Genomic DNA, 26,196 nt, shown 5'->3' with positions numbered 1-26,196 from the left:
TCTCAGCCGCCCTTACTTCTTGCCGCCGTCGATGGCGGTGATCTTGATCTGGGTGTGCTTCTGGCGGTGGCCCTGACGCACGCGGTAGCCGGTCTTGTTCCGGTACTTGAGGATGTGGATCTTCGGACCCTTGGTCTCCTCGACCACCTCGGCCTTGACCTTCACGCCCTCCAGGACCCACGGGTCGGAGGTGATGGCGTCCCCGTCGACGAGCAGGATCGCGGAAAGCTCCACTTCCTGGCCGGCCGGGGCACCCGGGAGGCGGTCCACCTCGACGACGTCGCCGACAGCCACCTTGTGCTGCCGTCCGCCGCTCTTGACGATCGCGTACACCGCGAAACTCACTCTCTTCTCGTCGACTGTGGGTCGATCAGGTCTGCTGCCTTACTCGCGACCAACTCAGTTGCCGGTCACGAGCGTCCGGCACTTCTTGCGAGGTGCGGACTGACGACCCATCGAGCCGATCATCATCCGGGCCGCGTCTGCTTGCGCAGGGGCCCTGCGATGCCGGGCACGCGTATCGCATGCCGAAGCTCAAGGGTACGGAAGTCCGCGCCTGTGGGTCAAACTGAGGCCCGCCAGGCCCGGCCGAGCTGTGGTGCCCGGCCGGACCTGCCGGTCAGTTGTGCGCCGCCGGCGGGCCGGCGGGACGCTTGGCCGCACGGCGGACCCGCAGGCCGCGCCGCTTCGGGGCGGCCTCGGCCGCCTCGGCGCCGTCGGCCTCGGCCTCGGCCTCGGGCGCGTCGGCCACGGCCACCGCGGTCGCGACCGGCGCGGTGCCGGCCTGCCCGGCCGCCTGAGCCTCGGTCTCCTCCCGGTCCGCCGCCGCGGCGCTCACGCCGGCGCCCGCGGGCGGGACGTAGACGGTGTGCGCCTGGGCGTCGCCGGCGGCCAGCCGCTCGGTGACGTCGGCCTCCTCGGCGGCGACCACGTCGCCCGGGGTCACCACCGGGGCCACCACGTGCTCGTGGCTCGGGATGCGCTCCACCTCGCTGTGCTCGGACAGCTCGGCGGCCTCGTCCTGGGCCCGGCCGTCGGCCGCGGCGACCTCGGCCGCCCTGGTCACGGTGACCGGACCGGCCTGCGCGTGCTCGCCGTCGGCGAAGTCCTGGAACTCCTCCGGCACCCCGTCGACGTCGTACTGCGGGTCGAAGTGCTGCTGGCGGTCGGCGTGGCCGTGCGACTTGCGCCGCTTGCGCCGGCCGCGGCCGCCCTCGTGCTCCTCCTCCGCGCCGCCCTGGCCGCCCTCGGCGCGGGACTCGCCCGCCCGGCCGCCCTTGCCCGCGGACCCGCGGCCGTCGCGCTCGGCGCCGTCCTCGGCCCCGTGGCCGTGGCTGTGGCCGACCGGCACCGGCTCCATGTGGACCAGCACGCCGCGGCCGTTGCACTTGTCGCAGGTCTCGGAGAAGGCCTCCAGCAGGCCCTGGCCCACGCGCTTGCGGGTCATCTGGATCAGGCCCAGCGAGGTGACCTCGGCCACCTGGTGCTTGGTCCGGTCCCGGCCCAGGCACTCCAGCAGCCGGCGCATCACCAGGTCGCGGTTGGACTCCAGGACCATGTCGATGAAGTCGATGACGATGATGCCGCCGAGGTCGCGCAGCCGCAGCTGGCGGACGATCTCCTCGGCCGCCTCGATGTTGTTGCGGGTGACCGTCTCCTCCAGGTTGCCCCCGGAGCCGGTGAACTTGCCGGTGTTGACGTCGATCACGACCATCGCCTCGGTGCGGTCGATGACCAGCGAGCCGCCGGAGGGCAGCCAGACCTTGCGGTCCAGCCCCTTGGCCAGCTGCTCGTCGACCCGGTGCACGGCGAAGATGTCCTGCTCGGAGGTCCAGCGCTCCAGGCGCGGGGCCAGGTCCGGGGCCACCCCGCCGACGTACTCGCGGATGGTGTCCCAGGCCTGGTCGCCGGAGACGATCAGCTTGCTGAAGTCCTCGTTGAAGATGTCGCGCACCACGCGCACGGTCAGGTCCGGCTCGCCGTACAGCAGGGTCGGGGCCGAGCTCGCGGAGGAGGCCGCCTTGCGCTGGATCTCCTCCCACTGCGCGGACAGCCGCTCCACGTCGCGGCGCAGCTCGTCCTCGGTGGCGCCCTCGGCGGCGGTGCGCACGATGACCCCGGCGTGCTCGGGCACGACCGCCTTCAGGATGGTCTTGAGGCGGTTGCGCTCGTTCTCCGGCAGCTTGCGGCTGATCCCGGTCATGGTGCCCTCGGGCACGTAGACCAGGTACCGGCCGGGCAGCGAGATCTGGCTGGTCAGCCGCGCGCCCTTGTGCCCGATCGGGTCCTTGGTGACCTGGGTCAGGACCGCCTGGCCGCTCTTGAGCACGCTCTCGATGCGCTTGGCGTGGCCGGTGATGCCGGCCGCGTCGAAGTTGACCTCGCCGGCGTACAGCACGGCGTTGCGGCCCTTGCCGATGTCGACGAACGCCGCCTCCATCGAGGGCAGCACGTTCTGCACCTTGCCCAGGTACACGTTGCCCACGTAGGACGCGGACTGCGCGCGGTTGACGTAGTGCTCGACGAGCACGCCGTCCTCCAGCACGCCGATCTGGGTCCGGTCGCCGCTCTGGCGCACCACCATGACCCGCTCGACGCTCTCCCGGCGGGCCAGGAACTCGGCCTCGGTGATCAGCGGCGCGCGGCGGCGGCCGGTGTCCCGGCCCTCGCGGCGGCGCTGCTTCTTGGCCTCCAGGCGGGTCGAGCCGCGCACGCCCTGCACGTCGTCGTCCGCGGCCAGACCGCCCTTGCGGTCGCGGCTGCGCACCCGGGACTCGCGGACCTTGACCACGGTGTTCGGCGGGTCGTCCGGACCCGGCTCCACCGACTCGCCACCGGCCCGGCGGCGACGACGGCGGCGACGGCGGCTGGAGGAGCCGGTGCCCTCCTCGTCCTCGTCACCCTCGTCCTCGGCCTCCGCCTCGGCGTCCTCGGCCGCGGACTCGGCCTGCTCCGCGCGATTCCGGTTCCGGTTGCGGGTCCGGGTCCGGCGGGTCGGGGCCTGCTCCTCCGCGGCTTCGGCCTCGACCTCGGTCTCGGCTTCGGCCTCCTCCTCGGTCGCCTCGGCCTTGGCGGCCTTGACGGCGGCCTTCTGCGCGGCGGCGGTGGTCAGGTCCGGCGCCTGGAACAGGACGCCGGCGGCCGGCGCGGCGGCGCGCGCGGCGATGATGGCGCGGGCCCGCTCGGCCGGGGACAGGCTCTCGAGGTCGACGGCCTCGGCGCCCTCGGCGGCCGGCTCCGGGGCGGCGGGCTGGGCGCCCTTGTCCCGGCGGTCCTGCTTGTCCTGGCGCTGCTGCTTGTCCGGACGCTGCTGCTTGTCCTGGCGCTGCTGCCGGTCCGGCTTGGACTCGGCGGCCTCGTCCTGGGCCCGCGGCGGACCCGCCGGAGCGGAGGCGGCGCGGCGGCGGGTGCGCTTGGGCTTGTCCTCCGACTCGGTGTCGGTGTCGGCAGCGGGCTCGGCGCTCTCAGCCTTGGCCTTGGCAGGCGCCTCGGCCGGAGCCTCCTGGGCCTGCGCGGCCTTCTTGGCCGTCTTGGCCGGGAGCTGCGGCGCCGCGAACGGGTTCGCGAACGGCGAGGCGAGGCCGGTCGGGCGGGACGCGGACTCGGCGGGCTGGTCGCCGGCCGTGTCGGTGTCGGCGGCGGTGTCGGCCGCCTGCTCGGCGGCGGTACCGGCCGAGGTGGCACGGCGGCGGGTACGGGCGCGGGGCGCGGTTTCCGGCTGAGCGGCCGCCTCGCCCTTGTCGGTGTCGCTCTTGGCGGTGTCAGCCTTGTCCGCGGCGCTGTCGGCGGACGCCGCGGCCTGCTCGCGGTCGGCCGCGGCGGCCCGGGTGCGCTTGGCGGTCCCGGCGCGGCCGCTCTCGGCCTCGGCACCCGATTCGGCACCGGAAGCCTGCTCGACGGCGGTACCGGCCGAGGTGGCACGGCGGCGGGTACGCGTGCGCGCGCCCTTTGCGGTGGTGTCGGACTCCTCCGATGCCGGCGGCTCAGCGGAAGCGGCGGGCGCGCCATCGGCGGCCTGACCTGCCGTCTGGCCGGACTCGGCCGATTCGGCTCCCGGGACCGGCTCGGCCTCGGCGGCCTTCTTCCGGGTCCGGGTCCGCGTGGTCTTCTTGGCAGCGGGCGCGTCCGCCTCGGCCGTCTCCGGCTCGGGCGCGGCGACCTTCTTGGCCGCGGTCTTGCGGGCCCGCTTGGGCTTGCTCTCAGGCTCCGCGGCGGCGTCGTCCGAGCCCGTGGCCTGCGGCCCGGTCTCCGACCCCGGCTCCGGGGGCTGCGGCGGGCCGGCCGGGCGGCTGGCCGCCCGCCGGCGCGAGCGCGTGGGCGCCTCGCCTTCGTTCGTGGCGGCCGTGGCGGCCGCGTTCTGCGCGTCTGACGTCTGGTCCGGCTGTTCGCCGGGGACGCCGGTGGGCTCGTTGTCGAGCATCCGGGCGGTTCTCCCGTCATGCCCCCCGGGCGCGCGCGAAGCGGTGACCCACATCCTTGCTGCCGATAGGCAGACGATGGGCACGGCCGGCGAATCCCTGACAGATCCGGGTGCTCTGCGGCGCCACACAGGTGGCTGTTGTTGTCTTCACCTCGTCTGTCCGACGGGCCCGGCGTTAGAGGGGCCGGGCACCGACCTGACGAGAAGTCTGGTTGGTTCGTGCTCTCGACGTCACCGGCCGCCTCACCTCTAAGCCGCCGACCCCGCGGCGGCCCGGTCCGGATCCAGGGGATCGGACAGCGCCTCCACGCTCACACTGGTCGGCGTCGCGTCGGATCCGTCCCGCAGCGGCCCCTGCGCCAGCCTCGTCACCTGGGGCGGGACGGGCGGCACCAGGCCTGCCACACGACCGAGTCCGGTCAGGACGTCGTCGGGCCGCACGGCGGGTGTCAGGTGCCGCACGACTAGTCGCAGTATCGCACAGGGTCGATCCTCACGCCCGCCACCCTCGCCGACACCGCCCTGACCTGCGGAAACGCCGAACCCCCCGGAGTCGTCCGAGCTCACCGCCCCGGACTGGATGCCGGTGACGGCGGCCCGGGCGTCGAACGTCCGCACCCCGTTCTTCGTCATCCGCTCGACCAGCACCTCCTCGGCCGCGCCGAAAGCGGCGACAGCCGCGGCGGCCTCCTCCGGCGCGACCCCCGGCAGCCGGATCTCCCACACGGAGGCCTCCAGCCGCTCCATCAGGTTCGGCGTGGCGGCCTCCACGACCTCCAGGATGTCCAGGTCGGCCGGCAGCGACCCGTCCAGCGCGGCCGCGAGCTCGGCGGGCACCAACGCCCGCGTGACCCCGATCTCGACGTACTCGGCCTCACTGGCCACCCCGGTCGGCGCGGCCCCGGCCCACGACACCTTCGGATGCGGCGTGAACCCCGCCGAGTACGCCATCGGCACCCGCGCCCGCCGCAACGCACGCTCGAAGGCGCGCTGGATGTCACGGTGGCTGGTGAAGCGAAGCCGCCCGCGCTTGGCGTAGCGGATACGGAGCTTCTGGACGGTCGGCGGCGGGGGCGGGCCGTCGGGCATGCGGGCCACGGGGCGGAGTCTCCTCGGTGATGCTGGGTGGTGATGCTGGGTGGTGCGGTTCTGTGACTGTTCAGGATAGCCGGTTCAGGCGGGTGGTTACTGTGGGTAGCGAAGAGGGCGACGGCGCCGGGTGGCGTCGTCGCCCTCTCGCGAGAACGTTCGGGGGCCGGAGCCCGCCGGGATTAACGGGGACCGGTGTGAGCAGCCGGGTTGTTCTCCTGGTACACCCACTGGTTGGGCTCGCCCATGAGGTCGCCGACCTGGTCCTGGATGCCCTCGTCGAGCACCTCGGGACCGCCGAACAGGATGGCGTCGTTGACCGAGCCGGAGGCGTCGCGCAGGTAGTCGGCGGTCTCGGACGGCAGCGCGGTCGGACCGGTCAGCAGCAGCGGGCCGCCGACCGAACCGGCGAGCACACCGCCGGCCAGCGCGTCCGGGAACTTGTACCCGGTCGCGATGCCGACCACCTGCGGCCCGCCGAAGAACGTGCGAGCCACGATCGCGGCCGTCTGGAACCGGTCGTTGCCCTTCGCCGGCGCCGCCGCCACACGCACCGAGCTCAGCGCCGTCACAGCCTGGCCGCCGACCCCGAACACCGTGCGCTGCGACACCGAGTTGAGGAAGTTCAGCGTGGGCGCCGGCATGACCTTGTCGTCGGTGAGCACCACGACGGTGTTCGGCCGCGACGCCGCCACGGCACCGGCCGCGAGCGCGTCGGGGAAGTCCAGGCCGGTCGCGGCGAGAACGGTGACCGGGTCGTGCGTGTAGGTCGGGACGATCGTCTCCGCGACGTCGACAGCGGTCTCGAAGCGGTCCTTCCCACCGATGCGCGACGGCCGGAACCCGGCGGCTGCGATCTGCTGGAAGGTGTGGTCGGAGATGGCCTTCGTCTGCCCGAGCACGTACACGTACGAACCCGGCCGCAGGGTCCGCTTCAGCTCAGCGAGCGTACGCGGGTCCAGGCTGTCGGTCTCGGTGAGCAACAGCGGACCCTTGCCGCCCTTGAGCTGGCGGGCCAAAGCGGTACCGGCAAGCGCGTCGGCGGGCACATCCTCACGCGCGATGACCGCGATGTCGGCCTGGCGCGCAGCCGGCGGATTCGACGCGGTGGGGTCCCACGACCAGTGCGAGATCTGCACCGCGGTCTCTATGCGGTCGGCACCGTCGAGGCGCTCGACGAGGTTGACCGGGTTGTCGGCGGAGGGCGGCTGGTTCATGTTCGCCGCGGGCTGCCAGCTCAGGCGACCGCTGAGCGGGCTGATCGGGGTCTCCGGCGCCCCCTTGACAGGCGCGATAGTCATGATCTCGCCGTTGACGGCGTTGGCGTAGGCGATGGTGCGGCCGTCGGGCGACCACACGGGGCGGTCGTTCTTGATGTTCGAGCCCTGGTCAACGGTCAACTGGGTGAGGTTCGAGCCATCGACCCCGATGGTCCAGATCTGCAGCCCCTTGTTGGGGTACTGGGTGTCCAGCATCGAGAAGGTGACAGTCCGTGCGTCCGGCGACAGTGAGGGGTTCCGGCCGCCGCCGGTGTTCAGAACGAACCCCGCGTTGCCGGTGTAGCCGTTGTAGACCCAGACCCCGGAAGTGTGGCTCTTGCCATCTATGCGCTGGAAGGCGAGCACACCGTTCGCGCCGCCCTGGGGCGCGGAGTCCTGGTCGCCCGCCTGGTGTCCTGCGGAAAGCACTACCGGAGCGGTGCCGCCGAGGCTGGGAACCTGGTAGAGGTTGCCGCCTGCCGCATAGACGATGAAGCTGCCGCCGTTCATCCATGTCGGGTGCGTCGCACCGGCATTGGCGGCCACGACTATCGCGTCACTGCCGTCGTACCGGGCCGAGATCACGCTGCCGTTCTGGTCGACGTAGGCGACCCGGCTGCCGTTCGGAGACCACTCGGCGTCGGTGACCTTCGAAGAAGGCATGTTCTCAGCGCTGGTGCTGCCCTGGCTGACGAAGTGCAGCTGGTTGTCCCCAGTGGAAACAGTCAGCTTCCCGTTCAACCCCGGGAACGTCTTCGGCGAGACATTCGCATGCGCCGGCATCGCCAAAGAAGTGGCTGCGGCAAGGGCTGTCGCGGCGGCTGCCGTGAGCTTCTTTGCGGACACCTTTACTTCTCCCCTGGGTAGATCTGGGTCCTGCGATCCGACGTGCCAGCTTATCCATCAGGGGTCTTGGGGTCCACCCTGCGCAAGGTGTTGATTGCCTTCGGTCACGCGTTGTTCACTTCACGGCTCTTGAACTGGGACGCGGCCAGCAATGCCATGCCTACAAGCAGCCCCCAGAAGGCCGCTCCGACGCCCACCACCGTGACTCCCGATGCCGTGGTGACGAAGGCCGCTGTCGCCGGTTCGCGGTAGCGCGTATCGGTGAGGGCCGTTGTCAGTGCGCCGCCGAGGGCCGGCAGGAGGGCGAGGCCCGCGACGCCTTCGATCAACAGTGGCGGTGCCGCTATGAGCAGTGCCGTCGCCGCTGCCGCGCCGAGCCCGAGCAGGACGTACAGCGCGCCCGCCGTCGTGGCGGCGATCCAGCGGTGGCGGGGGTCGCGGTGCGCGTCGGGGCTGGCGGCCAGGGCGGCGGTGATGGCGGCGAAGTTGATGGCGATGCCGCCGAAGGGGGCGCCGAGGGTGGTCGCGGCGCCGGTGCCCATGAGGACTTCGCGGATCGGGGGTTCGTAGCCGTAGCTGCGCATGACGGCGATGCCCGCGAGGTTCTGGGATGCCATCGTCACCAGGTACAGCGGGAGGGCGAGGCTTATCAGGGTTCCGATATGCAGGCTCGGGGTGGTGACCGTCAGGGTCGGGAGCAGGCCTCCGGTGAGGTGCCCGCGGGTGGACGGGTCGAGGGCCAGGCCGATGAACGCCGTGGCGAGGGCGGCGGGGGTGGCCCAGCGCTTCGCGAAGCGGCCCAGGAGCACCCAGACCGCGATGGCCGGCAGGGCCAGCTTCGGCAGGCGGACCGCCGCCTGCGCCGACTCGAGGCAGATCGGCGCGATCACGCCCGCCAGCATCGCGGCCGAGATCGGGGCCGGGATGCTCGCGATCCAGCGGGTCAGTGTGCGCGAGAAGCCCGTGACCACCGTCAGCAGACCCGCCACCGCGAACGCGCCCAGCGCTTCCCGGTAGCCGGACGCCCCGCCGTGGCCGGCGTGCGCGCGGCCCGCGCCGATGCTCACGAGCAGGGCGGCGCCGGGGGTGGACCAGGCGATGCTGATCGGCATGCGGTGGCGGGCGCTGAATACGATCCCTGCGATACCCATCGAGACGCTGAGGACCAGCAGTCCCGACGCCGCCTGGCGCTCCGTGGCGCCGATCGCCCGCAGTCCGGCGATGACTACGGCGAACGAGCTGGTGAACCCGACGAGCGCCGTGACGACGCCCGCGCCGAACGTGGGGCCCAGCCCCTCAGCCGATTCCTCGGCGGCCTCGGCCTCGCCGATCTGCTCCACAGTCACGACGGACCTCCACTGTTCCGTATATGGAACAAGCTACCAGCCCGGCCCGGTCCGCTTCCGCCCTAGGTGTAGGTTGCGAACGTGGGAGACGGCACAACAGCGGACTTCGCCGCCCAAATCGGCGCACGCGTCCGGCGCCTGCGCCGCGAACGCGATGTGAGCCTGTCGGCCCTAGCGCGCGACGCCGGCGTGGGCAAGGCGACCCTGTCCGGGCTGGAAGACGGCTCGCGCGGCAACCCCACGATCGAAACCCTCTACGCGATCGCCGGCCGCCTCGGCGTCCCGATCGGCGCGCTGCTCCCGGATCCGCAGCAGCAGGGCGACAAACCGCTGGAGACGATCCATGGAACCGCGGTGTCAGCCTCGCTCCTGGAGACCTTCTCCGATGCGGATACGGACACGGAGCTCTTCCGTCTCCACATCCGCCCCGGCTACCAGCAGCTCTCCCCCGCGCATCCGCCGGGAACGGTCGAGTACCTCACCGTTTTCGCCGGGACCTCGGAAGTGGGCCCGCCCGGCGCGCTGCTCACCATCGGGCCGGGCGAGCACGCCTCGTGGAAGGCGGACGTGCCGCACACCTACCGCGCGATCGGCGACGAAGCCGTCTCCGCCAGCCTGCTGATCCGCACCCCGAGGATCCGCTAGTCCTCGCCGCGCAGCATCGCGGCCGCGCGCTCCGGCCGGATGTCGTTCATGAACGCCCCCGCGCCGGATTCGGTCCCGGCCAAGTACTTCAGCTTGCCCGGCGCGCGCCGCAGTGACGCGAGCTGCCACCGCAGGTGCGACTCGGCACGGCCGGCGTTGACCGGGGCCTGATACCACGAGCCGATGTACGGCATCGGGCCGTCGAACAGCGCGTCGAGCCGCTGTACGCAGTCCTTGCCGATCACCGCCAGTTCGTCGCGCTCGGCGGGGGTCAGTTCCGGGAGGTCGGGAACGTGGCGGTTCGGGACTATGTCCACCTGGAACGGCCAGCGTCCGGCGTAGGGCACGTAGGCGGTGAAGTGCTCGCCGGCGGTGATGATGCGGGAGCCCTCGGCCTTCTCCTCGGCCAGCGAGTCGCACGCCACGCAGCCGCCGGTGCTCTCGTGGTAGGCCGTGGCGACGTCCAGCATCTTCTGCATGCGCGGCGGGACGAAGGTGAACGCGTAGATCTGGCCGTGCGGGTGGTGCAGGGTGACGCCGACCTCGACGCCGCGGTTCTCGAAGCAGTACACGTACTCGATGCCGGGGCGGGCGGCCAGTTCGGCGGTGCGGTCGGCCCAGACGTCGACGATGTGGCGGATGCGGGAGACCGGCAGGGCGCCGAAGGAGGCGGCGTGCTCGGCGCTGAAGACCACGACCTCGCAGCGGCCGGTGTCGCCGGCCAGGGAGGGGAAGCGGTTCTCGAAGACCGCCACGTCGTAGTCGGCGGCCGGGATCTCGCTGAGGTGGCCGGGGCGCGAGGGGTCCAGCGGGCACTGGTCGGCGGCCGGCAGGAAGGTGCGGTCCTGCCGGTGCCCGGCGACGGCGGTGATCTCGTTGGTCAGCGGGTCGCGGCGCAGTTCGCTGGTGGTGGACACGGTCGGCAGATCGCGCTCGTCGGCGGCGGAGCGGTCCTGGCCGGGGGTCTCGTCGTAGTAGATCAGCTCCCTGCCGTCCGAGAGCTTGGTGACGGTCCTGGTCAGATCGAGGTCCATGGTTCGAGGTCTCCGTCAGGGGATCCGGTGCGCGCCGGCCGAGGCGACGGCTGGGAAGAACTGGGGCTCGGCGTATCCGTGCTCTGCGAAGGCGGCGAGGATGGCGTTCTGGACGTCGTCGAGGATGTCGCGGTCCACCAGGGCGATGGCGCTGCCGCCGAAGCCGCCGCCGGTCATCCGCGCGCCGTGCGCGCCGGCTGCGACGGCGGTGCTCACGGCCAGGTCGAGTTCGGGGGCGCTGACCTCGTAGTCGTCGCGCAGGGAGGCGTGGGACTGCATCATGCGGTGCCCGAGGCGCGGCAGGGACAGGGGTTCCTGGTGCAGGATCTCGACGAACTGCTCGACGCGCGCGTCCTCGGTGACCACGTGCCGCAGGCGCCGCGCGAAGGTCTCGCCGAGGCCCACTGAGACCTTCGCGAAGGACTCCGGCAGGCCGGACAGCGGGATGTCGCGCAGGGCCGGGACACCCAGGAACTCTGCGGCGCGCTCGCAGGCCGAGCGGCGGTCGGCGTAGCCGTTCTCGCCGTGCGCGTGCGAGACCCGGGTGTCGATGACCAGCAGCAGTGCGTCCTGGGCGGCCAGGTCGAAGGGCTGCGGGCGGACTTCGCCGCTGCGGGTGTCGATGAACAGCACCGAGCCGTCCTGGCCGAACGCCGAGGACATCTGGTCCAGCGGGCCGCAGGGCACACCGGCGTAGATGTTCTCCGCGCGCTGGGTGTGCCGCGCGAGCTCGGCGGTGGTGAGCTCGAACCCTGAGACGCCGGCCAGCGCGAGGGCGGTCGCGCACTCGAGCGCGGCGGAGGAGGACAGCCCGGAGCCGACCGGCACCGTGCTGGTGAGGTACACGTCCGCGCCGCTGACCGGGAATCCGCCCTGCTGCAGGATCCACGCGACGCCGACCGGGTAGCCGGCCCAGCCGGTGACCGCCGGCTCGGCCAGCGGCGTCATGTCCGGGTCCGAGGCCCCGCGGGCGTCGGCCGCCGAGGCCGGGCCGACGAGCGCGTCGAGCGAGATCTCGACCGTCTCGCCGAGCTGCGCCGCGTGGACGCGCAGGACGCGGTCCGGCCGGGGCGCGGCCGCGGCGTAGCAGGCGCGGTCGATGGCCATCGGAAGTACGAAGCCATCGTTGTAGTCGGTGTGCTCGCCGATGACGTTCACCCGTCCCGGCGCGGCCCACACTCCGGCGGGCTCACCGCCGAACCGCTCGGTGAATCCGCTTCGCGCGCTGTCCACGGCCGACGTGGCCGATCCCATGTCGAGGCTCACCGCCACCCTCACCCCAGCTGTTGTGATCCGTTTGATTCTGTTCGGATCTGGTGAGGTCAGAGTAGCGGTGAGATCATCGCCCCGACAAGCGCGCCGCCGCGGCGATGTCCGCTCAGACCACCGTCAACGGCAGCAGCTTCACCCCGGTCGGTCCCACCTGGATCTCGGTCCCCATCTGCGGGCACACGCCACAGTCGTAACAGGGCGTCCAGCGGCAGTCCTCGACCTCGGCGCCGCCACCCTCGGCCGCCTCCAGCGCGTCCTGCCAGTCCTCCCACAGCCAGTCCCGGTCCAGGCCGGAGTCGATGTGGTCCCAGGGCAGGACCTCGTTGTACTCACGCTCGCGGGTGGTGTACCAGGCCAGGTCGACCGGGGTGTCGGCGAGCGCGGCCGCGGCCGCCTCGGCCCAGCGCTGGTAGGAGAAGTGCTCGCTCCAGCCGTCGAACCGGCCGCCGCGCTCCCAGACCTCGCGGATCACCTTGCCGACGCGCCGGTCGCCGCGCGAGAGCAGGCCCTCGATGACGCCGGGCTTGCCGTCGTGGTAGCGGAAGCCGATGGCCTTGCCGTAGTTCTTGTCGGCGCGGATCGCGTCGCGCAGCTTCACCAGGCGGGCGTCGGTACTCTCGGCGTCCAGCTGCCCGGCCCACTGGAACGGGGTGTGCGGCTTGGGCACGAACCCGCCGATGGACACCGTGCAGCGGATGTCCCGGGTGCCGGAGGCCTCGCGGCCGGCCTGGATCACCTTGCGGGCCAGGTCGGCGATCTGCAGCACGTCCTCGTCGGTCTCGGTGGGCAGACCGCACATGAAGTACAGCTTCACCTGCCGCCAGCCGGCGCCGTAGGCGGCGGTGACAGTCCGGATCAGGTCCTCCTCGGTCACCATCTTGTTGATGACCTTGCGCATGCGCTCGCTGCCGCCCTCCGGGGCGAAGGTCAGGCCGCTGCGGCGGCCGTTGCGCGAGAGCTCGTTGGCCAGGTCGATATTGAAGGCGTCGACCCGGGTGGAGGGCAGGGACAGCGAGGTGTTGGTGCCCTCGTAGCGGTCGGCCAGGCCCTTGGCGACGTCGGCGATCTCGGTGTGGTCGGCGCTGGACAGCGAGAGCAGGCCGACCTCCTCGTAGCCGGTGGCCGCCAGGCCCGCCTCGACCATCTCGCCGATGCCGGTGATGGAGCGCTCGCGGACCGGGCGGGTGATCATCCCGGCCTGGCAGAAGCGGCAGCCCCGGGTGCAGCCGCGGAAGATCTCCACCGACATGCGCTCGTGCACGGTCTCGGCCAGCGGGACCAGCGGCTGCTTGGGGTAGGGCCACTCGTCCAGGTCCATGACCGTGTGCTTGGCCACGCGGAAGGGCACGCCGTGCTTGTTCGGCGCGACCCGGCGGATCCGGCCGTCGGGCAGGTACTCGACGTCGTAGAACCGCGGCACGTAGACGTTGCCGGTCTTGGCCAGGCGGAACAGCAGCTCCTCGCGCCCGCCGGGACGGCCCTCGGCCTTCCAGGCGCGGATGAGGTCGGTGATCGCCAGCACCGCGCCCTCGCCGTCGCCGACCACCGCGGCGTCCAGGAACTCGGCGATCGGCTCGGGGTTGAACGCGGCGTGCCCGCCGGCCAGCACGATCGGGTGCTCCTCGGTCCGGTCCTTCGCCTCCAGCGGGATCCCGGCCAGGTCCAGCGCGTTCAGCATGTTCGTGTAGCCGAGCTCGGTGGAGAAGGACAGGCCGAACACGTCGAAGTCCTTCACCGGCCGGTGCGCGTCCACGGTGAACTGCGGGATGCCCTGCTCCCGCATCGCCTTCTCCATGTCCGGCCACACCGAGTAGGTCCGCTCGGCCAGCACGCCCTCGCGCTCGTTGAGCACTTCGTAGAGGATCATGACGCCCTGGTTGGGCAGGCCGACCTCGTAGGCGTCGGGGTACATCAGGGCCCAGCGGACGTCGCAGGCGTCCCAGTCCTTGACGGTCGAGTTGAGCTCGCCGCCGATGTACTGGATCGGCTTCTGCACACTCGGCAGGACCGCTTCGAGCTGCGGGAACACGGATTCGACTGGCATCGGATTACTCGTCCTCGGGCTTTGGAGGGGATGTGGCGGGCTGACGGCGCCGCAGATCCAGCCTAACGCGTGCCCGAAGGACGATCCGTCGCTTCACTCCACCGTGATCGCCGGCCTCGTGGACCTCAGCCGCACGTTCTCCACCAGCCCGACCGCGATGAAGCTGGCGAACATCGACGAGCCGCCATAGGAGACGAACGGCAGCGGGATCCCCGCGACCGGCATGATCCCCAGCGTCATGCCGATGTTCTCGAAGGTCTCGAACGCGAACCAGCTGACCACGCCGGCGCAGACCAGCATGCCGAACAGGTCCTCGCACTGCCTGGCGATCGCGATGCCGCGCAGGAGCAGGACCGCGAAAAGCGCGATGAGGACCACACCGCCGACGAAGCCCAACTCCTCGCCGGCCACCGTGAAGACGAAGTCCGTCTGCTGCTCGGGGACGTAGCGGCCGTTGGTCTGCGTCCCGTTGAACAGCCCCTTGCCCAGCACGCCCCCGGAGCCGATGGCCAGGCGGGCCTGGGCGGTGTTGTAGCCGACGCCCTGCGGGTCCAGATGCGGGTCGGCGAACGCCGCGAACCGGTTGACCTGGTGCTGGGCCAGCAGGTGCAGCTGGGTGGCGGCCACGGCGGCGACCGCCGCGCCCGCGCCGAGCACGGCCAGCCAGCGGCCGCTGGTGCCGGCGAAGACCAGCAGGCCGGCGGTGGCGACCAGGATCACCATCGCCGAGCCCAGGTCCGGCAGGAGCATGATGATGCCGGTCGGCAGGCCGGCGACCAGGCCGGCCCCGGCGATCCGGCGCGGGGTGACCGCGTCGTCCCGCTCGGACATCCCGGACAGCACGCCCTTGGTCGGCGGCAGCGTCAGCACCACCGCCAGGCCCAGGACCACCGCCACCTTGGCGTACTCGGCGGGCTGGATGGAGAAGCCGCCGCCGAGCTCGATCCAGGACTTCGCGCCGTTCACCGTGGAGCCCAGCGGGCTGAGCACCGCGCCGAGCCCGAGCAGTGCCAGCACGTAGAACACCGGAGTGACCGCGCGGACCCAGGCGTAGGACAGCACCGAGGTCAACATCATCAGGACCAGGCCGATCGCCAGGTTCATCAGGTGCCGCTTGAGGAAGAACTGCGGGTCGCCGCCGGTCAGGCTGGTGCGCCCGCGGGTGGCCGACCACACCAGGATCGCGCCGTACACCGACAGCGCCAGCGCCGCGGCCAGCAGCGTCCAGTCGAAGCGGCGCAGCCGGCTGGAGCGGCGCCGGGTCTCGGCCACCGGCATCGCCGCCGGGCCCTTGTTGATCGCGGGATTCAGGGTCACGGCGCGCTCACTGCTTCGTGGGGGACGGCGACGGCGGCGGGGGCGTGGGCAGGGTGGTGGCCGGCGGCAGGGCCGGCAGCAGACCGTCGGGGCGCACCACCGGCAGCGCCGTGGGCAGCGTGCCGTTGGGGTTCGGATGCCCCATGTCCACGCCGAACAGCGCGGCCAGGATCGCCTCCACCGACGGTCCGGACGTCCCGACACCGGTGCCACCCTGGGAGACCATCATCGCCACGACGTAGCGCGGCCCGGTCTCGGTGCCGGCGTAGGCGACGAAGCAGGACGTGGTCTGCTTTCCGTAGACTTCCGCGGTTCCCGTCTTGGCGTAGGTCGGGATCAGGCTCTCCGGCCAGCCCGCGAAGGCCGGGCCCGCGGTGCCCTCGGTCGAGGTGCCGTGCAGCGCGTCCTGCAGGAACGCCAGCGTCGAGGCCGACACCGGGAGCTTGCGGGTCACGATCGGCGCCAGGTCCTTGTCCACCTTGCCGTCCGCGGAGATGAGCGCCCGCCCGATCTGCGGCTGGTAGAGGATGCCGCCGTTGGCCACGGCCGCGTACACCCGGGCCAGCTGCAGCGGCGTCACCAGGTCGCCGCCCTGGCCGATGGCCGAGATCGCGGCGTCGCCGGGCTGGTACTGGAAACCGGCGACGCAGTTCTCCTTGGCGATCGCCTGCAGGTACGCCGCGCGCGTCGGGTCCGAGCCCAGCAGCTCGGGATAGCCGTCCTTGGCCCGCTTGCACCAGATGGTGTGCATGCTGTTCCAGGTCGCCTGCTTCTCAGCGCGGGTCTGGATGTCGCCCTTGGCCTCGCCCGGCAGGTCGATGCCGGTCTTGGCGCCGAGCCCGAAGGCGTGCGCCATGGTGGCGATGGGCTCCAGCGGATGCGCGATCGGCTTGAGCCCGCCGTCGCGCAGCCACATCTGGTAGGCGACGCCGTAGAAGACGGTGTCGCAGGACACCTCGATGGCGCGCTTCAGGGAGATCGGCCCGAAGGCTTCGCCCTCGAAGTTGGTGAAGCTCTGCCCGCCGATCTTGAAGGCCGGCGAGCAGTCGTAGGTGCCGGTGCCGAAGCCGTCCTGGAGCATCGCGGTGGTGGTCACGGCCTTGAACGTGGAGCCCGGCGCGAACTGGCCCTGGAAGGCTCGGGACAGCAGCGGGGTCCCGGCCGAGGCGGAGGTCAGCGCGGAGTAGTCGGCCTGCGAGATGCCGCCGGTGAAGACGTTGGGGTCGTAGGTCGGCGTGCTGGCCATCGCCACCACGCGGCCGGTGCGGGCGTCCAGCACCACCGTGGCGGCCGAGTCGGCGACGTACGGCCGGCCGTTGGTCGGCGAGGTCTGCGAGCGGGCCCGGCTCACGGCGTTGTTCAGCTCGCGCTCGGCGATCGCCTGGATCCGGGCGTCGATCGAGGTCACCAGGTGGTCGCCGTTCACCGGCGGCTTGGTCGCCAGGGTCGACTGCGCGTGCCCGAGGATGTCCACCGAGACCTGGGTCTCGCCCTCCTGGCCGCGCAGGTAGGAGTCGTAGCTCTCCTCCAGGCCGGCCCGCCCGACCAGGTCCGAGCGCTGCATCACCTCGCCCTTGGCGGTGGCGGCGGCCAGTTCGTTCTCGGTGACCGGGGACAGGTAGCCCAGGATGTGCGCGGCGTTCAGGCTGTACGGCGCCGGGAACCGGCGGACGGTGTCCGGGCCCGCGGTCACGCCGGGGAAGAGCTCGTGCTGCTCGGAGACCTGGAGCGCCTGCTGCACCGAGACGTTGCGCGCGATGGGGACCGGCTGTAGCAGCGAGCCGTTCCAGCAGGGCTTGGGCACCTTGGCGGTACAGGGCCGGATCTCGTCGGAGATGGTCTGCGGGGTGGTGCCCAGCACCGAGGCCAGCCGGGCCAGCGTCGAGACGCCGTGGTCCCTGGTGCCCAGCAGGGTGTTGCGGTCGACCGACAGCGTCAGCGCCGACTTGTTGTCGACCAGGGGGCGGCCGAGGTCGTCCAGGATGTCGCCGCGCACCGCCGGGGTGATCACGGTGCGGACGTCGTTCGCGGCGGCGGCGTCGCGGAACGTCTGGCCGGTGCGCACCTGGAGGTACCACAGCCGGGCGACCAGCGTCCCGAGCAGCGCGAGCACCAGCACCCGCAGCACCATCAGCCGCGCGCGGCGCCGGTCGGCGAGCCGGCTCTGCGTCGAAGTCATCTACAACACCTGCGTACTGCCGGCCGAGGTCCGGCGATTCAAGGTCTTGACGCCCGGCAGCCGGCTGTGCGAGCGCTGGGTGGGCAGGCCCCGGGACTCGCCCCGGCCCAGCACGAAGCCCACCACCGGGATGACGAACGGGGCGAGCAGGCCGGTGTACAGCGCGGACGCCGCGGCGGCGGCCGGCACCCCGTGGAACTGGGCGTTGCCGACCGCGAACTCCAGGCCGGCGTACAGCGCCGGCGAGATCGCGGCCAGGCACGCGACCACCAGGATCGGCCGCACGACGGTGCCCTGCACCGCGCCGGCTACCTGGCCGGCCAGATAGCCGGACAGACAGAGCACGAACGCCTGGCTGCCGATCGCGTGCGCGGCCGGCGGCGAGACGTCCGCGGCCAGGCCGAGCAGGAAGCCGGCGAGCAGCCCGGAGCGCGCGCCGCGGGCGAAGCCGATCGCGGCGACCACGGCCAGCAGCAGGTCCGGGGCGGCCAGCGGCAGGTGCACCGCGGACAGCAGCGCGTCCTGCAGCGCCAGCACCAGGGCCAGGCCGCAGATCATGGCCAGGAAGCCGGTGAGTCTCAAAGGTCACACTCTCTTCGAAGTCGGGCCGGGGTTCAGCGCGCCACCAGCGCGTCGCGCGGGTCGTTGCGCGGCGGTTCCACCACGACGCCGACCGTCTGCAGGCCGTCGTAGGCCACGAACGGCTTCACCACCGCGGTGCGGGTCATCGCGCCGGGCGTGGGCTGCACCGAGGTCACCGTGCCCAGCGGCACGCCGGGCACGAACGGGGTGCCGCCGGCCGAGCCGAAGGTCAGCACCGGCGTCCCGAGCGGGATGTCGGCCTGGGGGTCGAAGAACTGCACGCTGAAGCGGCCGTCGCCGCCGCCGGTCGCCAGGCCCACCTCGCCGCCGCCGGCGCCGCCGGTGCCGGGGGTGCGCACGCCGACGGTGAAGCGCGGGTCGTCGGCCAGCAGCACGGTCGCGGTGTCGCGGCCGACGGCCACGGTCCGGCCGACCAGGCCGTCCCCGTCGAGCACGGTCATCCCCGGCTTGACCCCGTCCAGCGTCCCGGCGTCGATGGTCGCCGACCACGTGCCCTGCTGCTGCGGGGCGAAGGACATCACCCGCGCCGGGATCGTGCGGTAGCCGCCGACCGTGGCGACGTGCAGCAGCTTGTCGAGCTCGGCGGCCCGGGCCCGGGCGTCGGCGGCGGTCTCGCTCTGCACGCGCAGCGCCGCGTTCTGCGCCTTGAGCTGCGCGATCTCCTTCTTGTCCTGCTTGCTGTGGCCCAGGCCGTGCACGAAGTCGCCCACCGGCCGCTCGGCCGCCGAGACCGTGTCCGCCACCGGGCCGAACACCGCCTCGCCGCCGGCGCGCAGCGGCTGCAGCGGCGAGCGCGACCCGCCCCGGGCGTCCACGGTGATCATGGCGAAGGCCGCCGCCAGCAGCACCGCCAGCAGCAGCCTCGTCCGCTTGTCGTCACGCACGCTCCCGGACTACCTCCGCCCGGGACGGCGGCGGTTGTTCAAGGAGCCCAGCACCGGGGCCAGCGCCTCGAACTCCTCCAGGCAGCGCCCGGAGCCCAGGACCACGGAGTCCAGCGGGTTCTCCGCGATGTGCACCGGCATGCCGGTCTCCTCGCGGATCCGCTCGTCCAGGCCGTGCAGCATGGCGCCGCCGCCGGTGAGGACGATGCCGCGGTCCATGATGTCGCCGGCCAGTTCCGGCGGGCACTTGTCCAGGGTGTCGCGCACCGCGTCGACGATCGCCGTCACCGGCTCCTCGATCGCCTTGCGGACCTCGCCGGAGGACAGCAGGATCACCTTCGGCAGCCCCGAGACCAGGTCGCGGCCGCGGACCTCGGCGCGGGTCTCCTCGCCGGAGTCCCAGGCCGAGCCGACCGTCACCTTGATCTCCTCGGCGGTGCGGTCGCCCAGCAGCAGCGAGTACTCCTTCTTCGTGTACTGGATGATCGCGTTGTCGAGTTCGTCGCCGGCCACCCGGACGCTCAGCGCCGTGACGATGCCGCCGTAGGAGATCACCGCGACCTCGGTGGTGCCGCCGCCGATGTCCACGACCATGTTGCCGGTCGCCTCCTGCACCGGCAGGCCGGCGCCGATCGCCGCGGCCATCGGCTCCTCGATGAGGTGCACGCTGCGCGCGCCGGCGGCGCTGGCCGCGTCCTCGACCGCGCGCTTCTCCACACCGGTGATGCCGGAGGGGACGCAGACGATGACCCGCGGTTGCGCCAGCCACCGCCGTTTGTGCGCCTTGCGGATGAAGTAGCGCAGCATCCGCTCGGCGACTTCGAAGTCGGCGATGACGCCGTCCTTGAGCGGCCGGATCGCCACGATGTTGCCGGGCGTGCGGCCGATCATCTTCTTGGCCTCGGCGCCGACCGCGAGCACCGCGCCGGTCGTGGTGTCCACCGCGACCACCGAGGGCTCGTTCAGCACGATGCCTCGGCCGCGTACGTACACCAGGGTGTTCGCGGTCCCGAGGTCAACCGCGATGTCCCGACCGATGACCGCCATCCCGGAGCCCATGCGCGATCCCCATCTTCCGTCGCTCGGATGTTGTTGCCGATGTCTTGTTCTTTCGGTGTCGGCGACAGGCGCATACTGCGGCGCCCGCGACCGATCCTAACCAGCGTTATGCCCGATAGCTCCCGGAGCATCCGATTCACCCCCAAGCGGTACGCCCGAACGGGTGAGAATGCTTATGTCAGGGGTCTGGAGGGCGGAAGTGCGGCATTCCGCGAGGCGCGCGCCACGCAGAGCCGTCAGTGCTCGAAAACCGGCCGGGAGGAGTCACGGCGCCTGGATCGTCAGACCGCGCGGCGGACGATGCCCCACCGACTCCAGGTTCCGGCACACGGCGAGCATGACGCCGGCCGCTGTGACCGCCGCGCCGAGCGCGATCGCTTGTGCGGACCAGTAGGCGGCATCGGCGCGCACCCCTTCGGAGACGGCACCGTGGTAGCGCACGAAGTAGGCGGCCCCGACCGCGAGCGCGGCCGTCGCGATGCTGAGCACCACCGCGTAGAGCAGGCGCTGGCTCAGGCTGCTCTGGCCGACCGACGGACCCGGGCGCACCAGGCCGAGTTGGGACACCGCCGCCAGCCCGAGCAGCCCGACGGCCAGGGCGAGCAGGTCCGCGGCGATGGTGTCGGAGACCCGGTGCCAGTCCGCCGCCACGGTCGCCACGCCGGCGAAGGCCGCGCCGGGCAGGGCCAGCGCGACGACCGGCACGTACCAGCGGCGGCTGACGACGATGAGCGCCCCGACCAGCAGACCCATCGCCGCGGCGGCATGGCCGGAGGGCAGCGTGTTCGGGGCCTGGCCGGGAGCGAGTGCGGCGTGAGCGGTGTGGACGGCGTGGACGGTGGCGGCCGCGTGCCCGGCTGCCGCGGTGACGCCGGCGGCTACCGCGTGCGCGCCGGCGGCCGCGGCTCCGGCGGCGTGCGCCGCCACGTCCGCCGCGCCCTTGGCCAGGGCTGTATGAGCCCCCTGACCGGCGCCCGCGGTTCCGGCTCCGAACACCGGCCGGCTCGGCAGCGCGCCCTTCAGGAACCGCGCCGCGACCACCGTCCCGGCGGCCGTGAGCACGCCGCACAGCGCGAGCAGCAACCGCCGCCGCAGCAGTCCGACCACCGCGATGACGACCAGCGACACCCCGAAGCTCTCGGCGGTGAGCCGGTTCAGCCACCGGTCGGCGTCGCCGTACCAGCTGCCGGTCCGGTGATCTCTGGCGCCGACCAGCGCCGCGTTCTCGAAGTCCTGCCCCCACCGTGTCCGCACGGCGAGCAGGTAGACCATGAACACGCCGGCGAGCGCGACCACCGCCCCGGCCACCAACCGGTTGCGCAGGTCACGTCGCGAGCCGACGGTCGCCGTGTGGCGGTCCACGGCCAGGGCTTCGGGGTAGAGCATGTGAGGGAGCTACCCGGGCAATGCGCGTGAATGGCGCGGATTAGCCCGAAATAGTGATGGGGATTCCGCTTCAGCAGTGTGGCTGGTCGCTTTCAGCGTGAGGCTCCGGTACCGGACCAGCCATGGAACGGAAACCGGGGGCGGCAGACCTCAGGACTTCACAGCCTCCGCCTGGGCCGCCTGGGCCGCCTGCGCCGCTTCGTAGGCCGCGTACGCCGCCGCCTTCTCCGCGTCGATCTGCCGTCCGGCCTTCAGGGCCCAGTACCACAGCAGCGCGAAGCAGCCGCCGATGAAGAACATGTCGGTGATGACGAAGCCGGCGACGATCAGCGCCGCCTGCAGCACCCAGCCCACGGTGTAGGCCCAGGGCTTGCGCAGCGTGCCGCACAGCAGCGCGGCCAGCACCATGCCCGGACCGCATATCGCCCAGACCGTGCCGGAGCTCAGGTCGGAGAGCTTCATCGCCACCAGGGCGAAGAAGAGGATCACCAGGACCTCGAAGCACAGCACCGAGGCCGCCATCCGCCGGACCATCATCGGTCGTCACCGCCGAACTCGTCGTCAGAGAACTCTTCGCGGGCGCCGTCGCTCCCCCGATCCCGATCCCCGAAGGGGTCGAAGTCGCGGTCGTCGAAGTCCTCCTTCTCGGCGTCCTGGAACTGGACGTCCTCGAAGGAGTGCCGGTCCTCGACGCGCTCGGAGCGGTCCCGCACCAGCAGGGTACGCGCCTGCCCCGCGGTGACCACCGACCCGGTCACGATGACGCCGGCCCCGCTGGAGGTGCCGGCCGGGACCGCCTCCTCGGCCAGGCCGATCGCCACGTCGATGGCCTCGTCCAGACGGTTCGCCACGTGCACCCGGTCGGCGCCGAAGATCTCGGTGGCCAGCTCGGCCAGCACCGCGGCGGGCATCGCGCGCTCGGTGTTGTTCTGGGTGACGACCACCTCGTTCAGCACCGGCTCCAGGACCTCCAGGATCCCGGCGACGTCCTTGTCGCCCATCGCGCCGATGACGCCGACCAGGTGGTCGAAGGTGAAGTCGTCGGCCAGGGCCTGCGCGGTGGCCCGGGCGCCGGCCGGGTTGTGGGTGGCGTCCAGGATCACCGTGGGGCCGCGGCGGACCACTTCCAGCCGGCCCGGCGAGGTGACCTTGGCGAACGCCTCGCGGACCACGTCCGGGTCCAGCGCGGCACCGCCCCGGCCGGCGCCGAGGAAGGCCTCGACGGCGGCCACCGCGGTCGCCGCGTTGTGCGCCATGTGCTCGCCGTACAGCGGCAGGTAGACGTCGGTGTACTCGCCGGCCAGGCCCTTGATCGCGATCTGCTGGCCGCCGAGCGCCTGCTGGCGCTCCACGACCCCGTACTCGATGCCCTCGCGGGCCACGGTGGCGTTGACCTCGGCGGCCCGGCGCAGGATGACCTCGGCGGCCTCGACCGGCTGCTGGGCCATGACGACGACCGCGCCCTCCTTGATGATCCCGGCCTTCTCCGAGGCGATCTGCGCCGGGTTGTCGCCGAGGATGTGCGCGTGGTCCACGGCGATCGGGGTGATCACCGCGACCTGGCCGTCGGCGACGTTGGTGCAGTCCCAGGTGCCGCCCAGGCCCACCTCGAGGACCGCGACGTCCACCGGGGCGTCGGCGAAGGCCGCGAAGGCCATGCCGGTGATCACCTCGAAGAAGGACATCGGGAACTCCTGCGAGGAGTCCACGATGTCCACGTACGGCCGGATGTCCTCGTAGACCTCGACGAAGCGCCGAAGCGGGATCGGCGCCCCGTCCAGGGTGATGCGCTCGTTCATCGACTCCAGGTGCGGCGAGGTGAACCGCCCGGTGCGCAGGTTGAGCTCGCGCAGCAGGGTCTCGATCATCCGCGCGGTGGACGTCTTGCCGTTCGTCCCCGTGATGTGGACGACCGGGTACGCCTTCTGGGGGTCGCCCAGGATCTCGGTCAGGGCCCTCACCCGTGCCAGGGTGGGGTCCATCTTGGTCTCCGGCCAGCGCTCCAGGAGCTCGTGCTCGACTTCGTCGAACTGCTCCTGGAGGCTCTGCTCGTCAAAACCTGGATGGTCGATGTTCGTCGCCATGGTGCTGATGGTTCCTTATCGCGGCCGATGAGGCCGATTAAGCGGACGGCAGCGCGTCGAGCTGGGCGCCCAGGCGGGCGATGTCACTCTCGGCGTCGGCCAGCCGCTTGCGGATCTTGTCCACCACGGCGTCGGGCGCCTTGGCCAGGAAGTCGGCGTTGCCGAGCTTCGCGTTCGCCTGCTCGACCTCCTTGCGCGCGGCGGCCAGGCCCTTGTCCAGCCGCTTGCGCTCGGCGGCCACGTCGATGGTGCCGGACGTGTCCAGCTCCACCTTCGCCCCGGTCGCGGCCAGGGTCGCGGTCGCGCTGAAGCCGTCCTCGGGGGCGGTGAGCCGGTTCAGCAGCCGGATCGCCGGCTCCTGCCCGGCCAGCTTCGGGTCGGTCAGGGTCAGCCGCGCGGCCACCCGCTGCGCGTCCTTCACGCCCTGGTCGGTCCGGAACCGGCGCACCTCGGTCACGACCTCCTGCACCGCCTCGATCACCGCCTCGGCGTCCGGGTCCACCCGCGACAGGTCGGCGGCCGGCCACTCGGCGATCACGATCGACTCGCGGCCGGTCAGCGCCGTCCACAGCGTCTCGGTCACGTACGGCACGGCCGGGTGCAGCAGACGCAGCATGACGTCCAGCACGTGGCCGAGCACCGCGCGCGCGGTCTGCGCAGCCCTGCCTTCCGATGTCTCAGTGTCTGCGGCCACGCCGATCGGCAGGCGCAGCTTGGACAGCTCGATGTACCAGTCGCAGACCTCGTCCCACGCGAAGTGGTAGAGGGTCTCCATGGTCTTGGCGAACTGGAAGTCCTCGTAGAGGGCGTCCACCTCGGCCACCACCTCGTTGAGGCGGCTCAGGATCCAGCGGTCCTCGACCGTGAGCTTCTCGGCGGCCGGCAGTTCGGACGGCACGAACGCGCCGTTCATCATCGCGAACCGGGTGGCGTTCCAGATCTTGTTCGCGAAGTTGCGCGCACCGGCGATCCAGTCCTCGGCCACCGCCTGGTCCGCGCCGGGGTTCGCGCCGCGCAGCAGGCCGAAGCGCACCGCGTCGGAGCCGTACTTGTCCATCCACTCCAGCGGGTCGACGCCGTTGCCCTTGGACTTCGACATCTTCTTGCCGAACTGGTCGCGCACCAGACCGGACAGGACCACCTTGTCGAAGGGCTGCACGCCGTCCATGGCGTACAGGCCGAACATCATCATCCGGGCCACCCAGAAGAAGATGATGTCGTAACCGGTGTGCAGCACCGAGGTCGGGTAGAACTTCGCCAGATCAGGGGTCTGCTCCGGCCAGCCCAGCGTGGAGAAGGGCCACAGCCCGGAGGAGAACCAGGTGTCGAGCACGTCCGAGTCCTGATACCAGCCCTGGCCGGCCGGCGGCTGCTCGTCCGGGCCCACGCACACGACCTCGCCGTTCGGGCCGTACCAGATCGGGATCCGGTGGCCCCACCACAGCTGGCGGGAGATCGTCCAGTCGTGCATGTTGTCGACCCAGGCGAAGTAGCGCGGCTCCATCTCCTTCGGATGGATCTGCACCCGGCCGTCCCGCACCGCGTCGCCGGCGGCCTTGGCCAGCGACTCCACCTTCACCCACCACTGCATCGACAGGCGCGGCTCCACCACGGTGTCGCAGCGCGAGCAGTGGCCCACCGGGCGCAGCAGCTGCTTCTGACCGACGATGCGGCCCTCCTCGCGCAGCGCCCGCACCACGGCCGGCCGTGCCTCGAAGCGGTCCAGGCCCAGGAACGGGCCGTGCACGGTGATGTTCGCGTGCTCGTCCAGGATCGTGGGCATCGGCAGGTTGTGCCGGCGGCCGATCTCGAAGTCGTTCGGGTCGTGCGCCGGCGTCACCTTCACCGCGCCGGTGCCGAACTCGGGGTCCACGTGCTCGTCGGCCACGATCGGGATGCGGCGGTCGGTGAGCGGGAGGTCCACCTCCCGGCCGATCAGGTGCCGGTAGCGCTCGTCGTCGGGGTGCACGGCCACCGCGGTGTCGCCGAGCATCGTCTCGGCGCGCGAGGTCGCCACCACGATCGAGTCGTCGCCCTCGCCGTAGCGGATGGAGACCAGCTCGCCGGGCTCGTCGTAGTGGTCCACCTCGATGTCCGACAGCGCGGTCAGACAGCGCGGGCACCAGTTGATGATGCGCTCGGCGCGGTAGATCAGGCCGTCGTCGTACATCTTCTTGAAGATGGTCTGCACGGCCTTGGACAGGCCCTCGTCCATGGTGAAGCGCTCGCGCGACCAGTCCAGGGAGACGCCCAGCCGGCGCTGCTGGCCCAGGATCTTGCCGCCGTACTCGGCCTTCCAGTCCCAGACCTTCTTCACGAACGCCTCGCGACCCAGGTCGTGCCGCGACAGGCCGTCCTTGGCCAGCTCACGCTCCACCGCGTTCTGGGTGGCGATGCCGGCGTGGTCCATGCCCGGCAGGTACAGGGCCTCGAAGCCCTGCATCCGCTTGCGCCGGATGATGGCGTCCTGGATCGACTGGTTGAGCGCGTGGCCCACGTGCAGCGAACCGGTCACGTTCGGCGGCGGGATGACGATGGTGAACGGCTCCTTGTCGGAGGCCGCGTCGGCGGTGAAGTAGCCGTTCTTTACCCACCGCTCGTACAACTCGCCCTCTACCTCTACCGGCGCGTAAGCGGTCGGCAGTGTGGTGGCGGCGCTGTCGGCAGCGCCCTGGGCGGCTGGGTTGGTGGTTTCATTCACGCAGACAAGCTTAGTGGTGCGCAGGTGG

18 protein-coding genes are annotated in these 26,196 nt (G+C 71.8%); 1 reads left to right on the top strand and 17 read right to left on the bottom strand.

Annotation, left to right across the window (positions count from 1 at the left end; genetic code table 11):
• Positions 1-12: 12 nt before the first annotated feature.
• The 5 genes from rplU to ABH926_RS39760 form a co-directional block, all read right to left on the bottom strand.
• Positions 13-333 (bottom strand): 50S ribosomal protein L21, encoded by a 321-nt coding sequence (gene rplU, locus ABH926_RS39780; RefSeq protein ID WP_370371340.1) that lies wholly within the window; start codon positions 331-333, stop codon positions 13-15.
• Between the two features lie 286 nt (positions 334-619).
• The gene (locus ABH926_RS39775; protein WP_370371286.1) at positions 620-4,420 is read right to left on the bottom strand and encodes an Rne/Rng family ribonuclease; all 3,801 of its coding nucleotides are present in this window, start codon (positions 4,418-4,420) and stop codon (positions 620-622) included.
• A gap of 249 nt (positions 4,421-4,669) precedes the next feature.
• Positions 4,670-5,509, bottom strand: coding sequence for a TIGR03936 family radical SAM-associated protein (locus ABH926_RS39770; RefSeq protein ID WP_370371338.1), 840 nt, complete (start codon positions 5,507-5,509; stop codon positions 4,670-4,672).
• A gap of 182 nt (positions 5,510-5,691) precedes the next feature.
• Positions 5,692-7,614, bottom strand: coding sequence for a cell wall-binding repeat-containing protein (locus tag ABH926_RS39765; protein WP_370371285.1), 1,923 nt, complete (start codon positions 7,612-7,614; stop codon positions 5,692-5,694).
• 104 nt (positions 7,615-7,718) lie between these two features.
• A complete protein-coding gene (locus tag ABH926_RS39760) occupies positions 7,719-8,960 on the bottom strand; it encodes a benzoate/H(+) symporter BenE family transporter (RefSeq protein WP_370371284.1) in 1,242 nt (413 codons plus the stop codon).
• An 81-nt stretch (positions 8,961-9,041) separates the two neighbouring features.
• Between ABH926_RS39760 and ABH926_RS39755 the strand changes: the two genes are divergently transcribed.
• A complete protein-coding gene (locus ABH926_RS39755; RefSeq protein ID WP_370371283.1) occupies positions 9,042-9,605 on the top strand; it encodes a helix-turn-helix domain-containing protein in 564 nt (187 codons plus the stop codon).
• On the opposite strand, the gene galT is transcribed toward ABH926_RS39755, so the two are convergent.
• From galT to ABH926_RS39695, 12 genes are all read right to left on the bottom strand, one after another.
• A complete protein-coding gene (gene galT, locus ABH926_RS39750) occupies positions 9,602-10,639 on the bottom strand; it encodes a galactose-1-phosphate uridylyltransferase (protein WP_370371281.1) in 1,038 nt (345 codons plus the stop codon). The two genes, ABH926_RS39755 and galT, sit on opposite strands and share 4 nt — an antisense overlap.
• Before the next feature lie 15 nt (positions 10,640-10,654).
• Positions 10,655-11,911 carry a galactokinase gene (gene galK / locus ABH926_RS39745; RefSeq protein ID WP_370371336.1) on the bottom strand — a complete coding sequence of 419 codons (1,257 nt, stop codon included), beginning with the start codon at positions 11,909-11,911 and terminating at the stop codon, positions 10,655-10,657.
• Between the two features lie 106 nt (positions 11,912-12,017).
• Entirely contained in the window at positions 12,018-13,955 is a 1,938-nt protein-coding gene (locus ABH926_RS39740; RefSeq protein WP_370371279.1) for a TIGR03960 family B12-binding radical SAM protein, read from the bottom strand.
• A gap of 93 nt (positions 13,956-14,048) precedes the next feature.
• Positions 14,049-15,272, bottom strand: coding sequence for a rod shape-determining protein RodA (gene rodA / locus ABH926_RS39735; RefSeq protein WP_370371278.1), 1,224 nt, complete (start codon positions 15,270-15,272; stop codon positions 14,049-14,051).
• 7 nt (positions 15,273-15,279) lie between these two features.
• Positions 15,280-17,451 (bottom strand): penicillin-binding protein 2, encoded by a 2,172-nt coding sequence (gene mrdA / locus ABH926_RS39730; RefSeq protein WP_370371276.1) that lies wholly within the window; start codon positions 17,449-17,451, stop codon positions 15,280-15,282.
• Positions 17,452-18,033: a rod shape-determining protein MreD gene (mreD, locus tag ABH926_RS39725; protein WP_370371274.1), complete on the bottom strand. Its 582-nt coding sequence runs from the start codon at positions 18,031-18,033 to the stop codon at positions 17,452-17,454.
• 32 nt (positions 18,034-18,065) lie between these two features.
• Entirely contained in the window at positions 18,066-18,938 is an 873-nt protein-coding gene (gene mreC / locus ABH926_RS39720; RefSeq protein ID WP_370371273.1) for a rod shape-determining protein MreC, read from the bottom strand.
• A 9-nt stretch (positions 18,939-18,947) separates the two neighbouring features.
• The gene (locus ABH926_RS39715; RefSeq protein ID WP_041543219.1) at positions 18,948-19,985 is read right to left on the bottom strand and encodes a rod shape-determining protein; all 1,038 of its coding nucleotides are present in this window, start codon (positions 19,983-19,985) and stop codon (positions 18,948-18,950) included.
• Positions 19,986-20,261: 276 nt separating this feature from the next.
• Positions 20,262-21,383, bottom strand: coding sequence for a phosphatase PAP2 family protein (locus ABH926_RS39710; RefSeq protein ID WP_370371271.1), 1,122 nt, complete (start codon positions 21,381-21,383; stop codon positions 20,262-20,264).
• Positions 21,384-21,533: 150 nt separating this feature from the next.
• Positions 21,534-21,920 carry a DUF4233 domain-containing protein gene (locus ABH926_RS39705; RefSeq protein ID WP_370371269.1) on the bottom strand — a complete coding sequence of 129 codons (387 nt, stop codon included), beginning with the start codon at positions 21,918-21,920 and terminating at the stop codon, positions 21,534-21,536.
• Positions 21,917-23,467 (bottom strand): folylpolyglutamate synthase/dihydrofolate synthase family protein, encoded by a 1,551-nt coding sequence (locus ABH926_RS39700; RefSeq protein WP_370371267.1) that lies wholly within the window; start codon positions 23,465-23,467, stop codon positions 21,917-21,919. The genes ABH926_RS39705 and ABH926_RS39700 overlap by 4 nt, the downstream gene beginning before the upstream one ends.
• Positions 23,468-23,504: 37 nt before the next feature.
• Positions 23,505-26,168 (bottom strand): valine--tRNA ligase, encoded by a 2,664-nt coding sequence (locus ABH926_RS39695; RefSeq protein WP_370371265.1) that lies wholly within the window; start codon positions 26,166-26,168, stop codon positions 23,505-23,507.
• Positions 26,169-26,196: the final 28 nt, after the last annotated feature.

The sequence above is a fragment of the Catenulispora sp. GP43 genome (assembly GCF_041260665.1).
Taxonomy (GTDB): Bacteria; Actinomycetota; Actinomycetes; order Streptomycetales; family Catenulisporaceae; genus Catenulispora.
This window is presented reverse-complemented; position numbering and strand designations above follow the sequence as displayed.